The organism is Microcoleus sp. Pol17C6 (genome assembly GCF_036701145.1).
Taxonomy (GTDB): Bacteria; Cyanobacteriota; Cyanobacteriia; order Cyanobacteriales; family Microcoleaceae; genus Microcoleus.
On the sequence record NZ_JAUBQH010000014.1, the window covers coordinates 111,571 to 117,788 of the forward strand.

The window sequence follows — 6,218 nt, forward strand, 5'->3', positions numbered from 1 at the left end:
TGTCAAATTCTGCGGCTCAGGGGCGAGTTTCCCTGCCCGGAGGCTGATTCCTGCTCGGAAGAGCTGCGATCCATCCCGACGAACTTTTGCCTTCACCTGCTTGAACGGCGGGCCGCACACTGTCACCGCGAGTTTCGTTAGCATGGCGGCGCGCCACTATGTCTTCATCTTTCACCGACTTGGAAAAAACCTCAAACAATTTGCGATTTGGGATACCGAGATTCGGGATTGTCCCCCTACAGTCGGTTTGAGTAACCTTTTATCATAGCCTTTTATCTGTATTGGTGGCTAGATACTAATGGTACAATAATCTTGGGGTAGCAGAAAAGTTTGCTGGGAAGTGGGTGGGTTTGGCTCGCCAAGAGCGCCAGTCTTTAGGCTCGCAATGGCTGTGGATTTTGCCGATCGTGCTGACATTTGCCAGGTTCTAGGCAGTTGCTCGGATTTGGGATCTGTCTACCGTGCTTGCAGGCTTGTGCTCGTGGACTCTGCCTTCTCGACAGCAGGGCCTAGTGACAACAAATCTCTCACCAGTGTTAAGCTTTCTAAGCGAGTGCTTTCAAAGGTAATTCGATCAGCTCAGTCGTTTGCCACATTGCTAAAATTTTGTTAATAAAATTTGCTCAGTGGTATATATCTAAAAAATTATGGTATATTCTTTAGTTTCTAGCTCCCAATCAGAGCTTGAGGCTATTAATTACCATATTGAGCCTTTGACCGCAAAACTTTAGAGGTAAAATTGCCGATTTTAGATCCTTGTTTCTCAAATCTTGAATCTCAAATCGAATGACTCGGCTGCAAGCTATTTGTAACTGCCCAGCGCAGCTCAAGCGCATAAATTAAAATGATGGCCTCATGGAAGACCGCTTTAACACCCGAGATCCGAATTCTAATATAAATCAATTGATAGTTTCTACTCCTTTTTTTGCAGGATTACCCGATCCTGTAATCGAGAGAGCAACTGTCCACATCGTTACCCGCAGTCATCCGTCAAATCAAGTGATTTTACTCGAAAATGACTGGGGAACATCAGTGTATTTTATATTGGATGGTTGGGTGAAAATTCGCACCTACAACCTAGACGGAAAAGAAGTAACACTGAATATTTTAGGGAAAGGAGAATTATTCGGGGAAATGGCCGCGATCGAAGAAGCACCGCGATCGACAGATGTGATCACCCTAGCCCCGACACTGATCGGCAATATGCCATCTCAGGATTTTGTGCAGCTCATTCATACCGAGCCGCTAGCAGGCATTCGCCTAGCTCAACTGATGGCGCGTCGCCTGCGACAAGTCAACCGCCGCCTGCGTTTGCGAGAGTCCGACAGTACCTCGCGAGTAGCAGATATTCTCTTATTTTTGGCCGAGGGGCAAGGCAAAAAAATCCTGGAAACAGGAGGTACAGAAATACCGAACCTGCCACACAGAGAATTAAGCAGCCTCAGCGGGCTGGCTCGCGAAACAGTAACGCGAGTGCTGAGCAAGCTGGAAAAAAAAGGAACTATTCAGCGCGAACGTGACGTTTTGTGCATTCCCGACCTGCACGCCTTAGAGCGTCTGTTAGTCTAGAAGTATCAGAGTTTGCTTTTTTTTATTGAATCTAATTCAAAAGCACTCTCTGTTAACTAACTGATATGAATGATTTTCCGCAGGAGGTAAAGCTGTGACTTTTAAGAAAATTTTCGCCGCCTTAGATGATTCTGAACTGGGCCACCGCGTCTTCACTCAAGCTTTAGAATTAGCTCTCAACGATCGCGCCCAGGTGATGCTATTTAACTGCGTTACTGTCAGCACCATGGGGGAGACGGCAGTGCCAATTCCGGTAGATTTGGGCATGAATGTCGAGTTAATGGATCAAGCTTATCAAGCTCAACGTTTGCGGCTGGAAAGGGAGGAAAAACACGCTTCTGGTTTGCTGAAAAATTACTGCGACGCTGCAGCAAACAAAGGATTGCAGGTAGAATTTGACTGCAAAATGGACGGCGATCCGGGGCATTGTATCTGTGAAGCCGCGGAAAATTGGGGCGCAGATTTAATAGTGTTGGGGAGGCGTGGCCGCACGGGGTTCGCAGAAGCTTTCCTCGGCAGCGTCAGCAATTATGTCGTTCACCACGCATCTTGTTCGGTTTTGGTAATCCAGGAAGTCAAAATCGAAAAATAATGCTGCTGAAAATTTTTGCTGAGAAAATCCATCTAAAATAAGACTTGCGTTCCTACCTAAACCCGGTTTCTGCGAGCAATATTAAATTTGGCGGCGAGGCATCCAAACAGTGAAACCGGGAATCAGCCGTATCGGGCGCAAGTCCCGTAAAATCTAAAATCTAAAATCTAAAATCTAAAATCTAAAATCGGGAATCAGCCGTATCGGGTCTAAGTCCCGTAAAATCTAAAATCTAAAATCTAAAATCTAAAATCGGATGAGTGATTTTTTGTCAGCAGATGCTGCGTCTAATTCGAGTAATTCTCCTAGTACAAATAACGAGCCGCAAACCGCCGATATTTCAGCAATGGCTGGCGATCGCCCAAATCCAGATCCGGGGAAGCGCGGCTCTGGGGAAGCGCCTTTAAGGCTTGTAGAAACGGCTTTTTTGGCAAGTACCGCTAGCTTAATTTGGCTGGTAAATTATTACTTTCCGCTAGGGCCTTTGCTGCGGGTTTTTTTCCCGATACCCATCGCCCTAGTTTACTTGCGTTGGGGCAACCGAGCAGCTTGGATGGCAGCTTTGGTATCGGGTTTGCTGCTGTCGGTACTGATGGGCCCGACGCGGAGCATTTTATACGTGATCCCTTTTGGAGTTATGGGAGTTGCGCTGGGAGGACTTTGGAGGCGCAAAGCGAGTTGGTCACTCTCTATTAGTGTGGGCGCTCTCATTGGTACTGTAGGCTTCTTTTTTCGGTTTTGGCTGCTGTCAGCGTTGGTGGGTCAAGATCTATGGGTTTACGTAACGGCCCAGGTAACAGAGATGGTGGAATGGGTGTTTGTGAAGCTGGGCTGGCTTAATGTACCGAGTTTGAACACAATTGCGGCGATCGCCGCCGGGATGATTTTGGTTAACAATATTGTCTATTTATTTGTAGTGCATTTAGTAGCTTTGCTGCTATTAGATCGTTTGGGAAATCCAATTCCGCGGCCGCCAAGCTGGGTTCAAGTTTTGATTGATTATAACGATCAAGCATGAAAACCCCGTGACTTTACAATAGTCCGGACAGTTTTTAAGCAGCCAAAGTACCATAAGACAAGACTGAAGGAAGGTTAGGGTGATTTAAAATCAAATCCCGGTCTAAATCTAACTTATCAATAAAGGTACAAAGTAGATGCTTATTGAATTCCAGACGTTTATAAGAGGCCATAGAAAACACAAACGACTTGGCAGATGAATGACAACTAGAAAGTTCATGTTTGGCTAAGTTTAAGGCAATTAGACTGGCATTAAAATGAAAATCAAGCCGTGGTAAATGACGAGCTTGACAATCAGACAATCCTGTAAATTGCTTGGCATCACGAAAAATAAATTCAATCTGGAAGCGAGCCTGATAATATTCAAGAATTTGCTCAGGTGGTAGGTGAATATCAGTGCTAAACAATAAAGCATTTTTGATTTTACCGTTGGCTTGAACCTCAGAGATACAAACCAAACAAATTGGGCAATTCAAACAACAACGACCCACCTTCAATGTATATAATGAAACTCCCGGTTTTAGGTCTTTAACAAAATTAAGACGACTCAAATCATGGCAGTCAACCTTACCATCATATTTACGTGGAGCTCCCAGCTTCTTTTGTTCACCTGTATAGAAATAGCGCAGGTTAGCATCACTTCTTAACTTGCCAATAAAGTCTAAATTTAAGTCCCGTACAGCCGTACAGCCTCCCAGAATTTAGAGCGATAGTAATAGCCATCAGCCACCAAATAACGTACAGAAGTTGGGAAGTAACAACGAGTATTCTTTAGATGTTTTGCTCCCGTCATCAACTATTGTGATGTCAGGCGTTGAGCTTTGAGACTCCTGTTTTTTGCAATATTTTTTTGAGCTGCTCTTCTTCGGTTTTTGTGGCAGTTTTTTTCCGGGCTTTATTTGAGGACGTGATGGAGTTTGTTGCACGCTTAAGCTATAAGATAAACGAGTCTCAATTTCGACAATAGAAATCACAGAAATTTCCAACCCCTGTTCCGATTTACCAGCTACACCATTATAAAAGTAAGCCTTACCGTCAGTTTTTTGGCCACTTTTTCTTAAAAAAGAACAATCAATAACAGCAATGACTGTGTGTTCAGGATTTAAGGCTTCTTTGAGGAAATATTGATTAAATTGTGGGAAGTTAAAGCTTTTGAGAAAGTGACGACGGTAGGTTTTTTCGCTCAAACAACTATAACGACTGAGATTCGTGAAGTTGACCTTACCATAGAGGAGCAAAATAGTTGAGAATAAAGTAATTAAAAACTTCTTTTGGGGTTGACTAATCCCTGGCATTTGTTGTAAGATGGATTCCATAACATTCATTAGGCAATCTGTTGAGCTTGTGTGTTTTTATAGCTTAACCTAAAAGAGTGCCTTTTTTTCTGTTTGTTTGGGGTTCAGATTGCACTCACTTTTTTTACGTCTCTGTTTTATTGCGCTCGTATCCCTCTTTAAAAACTGTCCGAAGTATTGACTTTAGTCCGGGGATGAAAAGCAGAAGGAGGCTTTAGCCTCCCAGTTCCTTTGTTAGAACCCAGTTTTTACGACTAACTTTATAGTATACGAAACTTACGTGTAAAGCTTTGTGAACAACTCAAGCGATATTAAGCGGATGTTGTTAGCATAAGGAGATCGTGATGAGGTCGAAGTCATGCTAGTTTTTGAATTCAAAGCATACGGAAAAAAGCAGCAATTTGCCGCTGTAGACGAAGCAATTAGAACAGTACAATTCATCCGTAACAAAGCATTGCGCTTTTGGATGGAAAACCAAAAAGTCAACAAGTATGACTTGAATAAGTACAGTGCTGTTTTAGCTAAAGAATGGACGTTTTGCGATGAACTCAACAGCATGGCTCGACAATCAAGCGCAGAAAGAGCGTGGTCGGCAATCGCCCGATTCTACGACAACTGTAAAAAGAAAATTCCCGGAAAAAAGGGTTTTCCGCAGTTTCAGAAAGACAATCGCTCGGTCGAATATAAAACGACCGGGTGGCGGATGGCAACTGACCGAAAATCTATCACTTTTACCGATAAAAAAGGCATCGGAAAACTCAAGCTGAAAGGAACGCGAGACTTACATTTCTATCAGTTTAGCCAAATTAAGCGAGTGCGCTTAGTCAAACGAGCCGATGGATACTACATCCAGTTTTGCATTCAAGTTGACCGTTCCGAGAAGATTGAAGTTACAGGTAATGCTATTGGATTAGACGTGGGGCTCAAAGAGTTCTACACAGACTCTAAGGGTGTTACAGTCGAAAATCCGCGTTTTTTGGGCAAAGGAGAGCGCCGAGTAAAGCAAGCCCAAAGGCGGCTTTCAAAGCGAGTCAAGGGTTCAGAAAATAGAAAAAAAGCTAGGGTAATTCTAGGGAAACGCCACCTCAAAATAAGTAGACAGCGTAAAGATTTTGCTGTGAAATTGGCAAGATGCGTCATCCAGTCAAACGACTGTGTAGTCTATGAAGATTTGAGAATCAAAAACATGGTGAAGAATCACTCCTTAGCTAAATCGATTAACGACGCATCTTGGTATATGTTTCGAGTGTGGATGGAATATTTCGGTAAAGTATTCGGAAGAATTACAATTGCCGTACCAGCCCACGGGACGAGTCAAGAATGCTCTAGCTGCGGAACCATTGTTAAGAAAAGTCTATCAACGCGAACTCACGCTTGTCGGTGTGGATGTGTATTAGATCGCGATCACAACGCAGCTAAAGTAATCCTAAGTCGGGGATTGAGTACGGCGGGGCACGTCGGAACTTGGATCTTAGATCCGAACGCTTGTGGAGAGTTGACCGCTACCGATGTTGAAGTAATTCTGCATCGGCAAGTTGATTCTGCGAATCAAGAATCCCCTCGGCTTTAGCCAGGGGAGTGTCAAGAAGAGTAGTTATTGGGCATGGGGCATGGGGCATGGGGCATGGGGCATTGCTAATTGCTAATTGCTACTAAATAACTAATGACTAACGCTCTTTCATCACTTTAGCCCTAGTATAATATTCCTGAAGTCATCAAATAGTTAAAATGTATGGTCGTACCCC

7 protein-coding genes are annotated in these 6,218 nt (G+C 43.8%); 4 read left to right on the forward strand and 3 right to left on the reverse strand.

The window, feature by feature from the left end; all coding sequences use genetic code 11:
* Positions 1–16: 16 nt before the first annotated feature.
* A complete protein-coding gene (locus QUA25_RS09855) occupies positions 17–175 on the reverse strand; it encodes a hypothetical protein (protein WP_333037280.1) in 159 nt (52 codons plus the stop codon).
* A 680-nt stretch (positions 176–855) separates the two neighbouring features.
* Between QUA25_RS09855 and QUA25_RS09860 the strand changes: the two genes are divergently transcribed.
* From QUA25_RS09860 to QUA25_RS09870, 3 genes are all read left to right on the forward strand, one after another.
* Positions 856–1,569, forward strand: coding sequence for a Crp/Fnr family transcriptional regulator (locus tag QUA25_RS09860; protein WP_190663937.1), 714 nt, complete (start codon positions 856–858; stop codon positions 1,567–1,569).
* Positions 1,570–1,663: 94 nt separating this feature from the next.
* A complete protein-coding gene (locus QUA25_RS09865; RefSeq protein WP_333037281.1) occupies positions 1,664–2,161 on the forward strand; it encodes a universal stress protein in 498 nt (165 codons plus the stop codon).
* 256 nt (positions 2,162–2,417) lie between these two features.
* Complete coding sequence (locus QUA25_RS09870) at positions 2,418–3,179, forward strand: DUF2232 domain-containing protein (RefSeq protein ID WP_333037282.1); 762 nt, start codon at positions 2,418–2,420, stop codon at positions 3,177–3,179.
* Between the two features lie 34 nt (positions 3,180–3,213).
* Here QUA25_RS09870 and QUA25_RS09875 read toward each other — a convergent pair whose 3' ends face one another.
* Positions 3,214–3,879, reverse strand: a complete 666-nt coding sequence (locus QUA25_RS09875) for a transposase (protein WP_333037287.1) — start codon at positions 3,877–3,879, stop codon at positions 3,214–3,216.
* A gap of 21 nt (positions 3,880–3,900) precedes the next feature.
* On the reverse strand, positions 3,901–4,503 hold the full coding sequence (locus QUA25_RS09880; protein WP_333037283.1) for a hypothetical protein: 603 nt from the start codon (positions 4,501–4,503) through the stop codon (positions 3,901–3,903).
* A gap of 328 nt (positions 4,504–4,831) precedes the next feature.
* Between QUA25_RS09880 and QUA25_RS09885 the strand changes: the two genes are divergently transcribed.
* Positions 4,832–6,043 (forward strand): transposase, encoded by a 1,212-nt coding sequence (locus tag QUA25_RS09885; RefSeq protein ID WP_333037284.1) that lies wholly within the window; start codon positions 4,832–4,834, stop codon positions 6,041–6,043.
* Positions 6,044–6,218 lie beyond the last annotated feature (175 nt).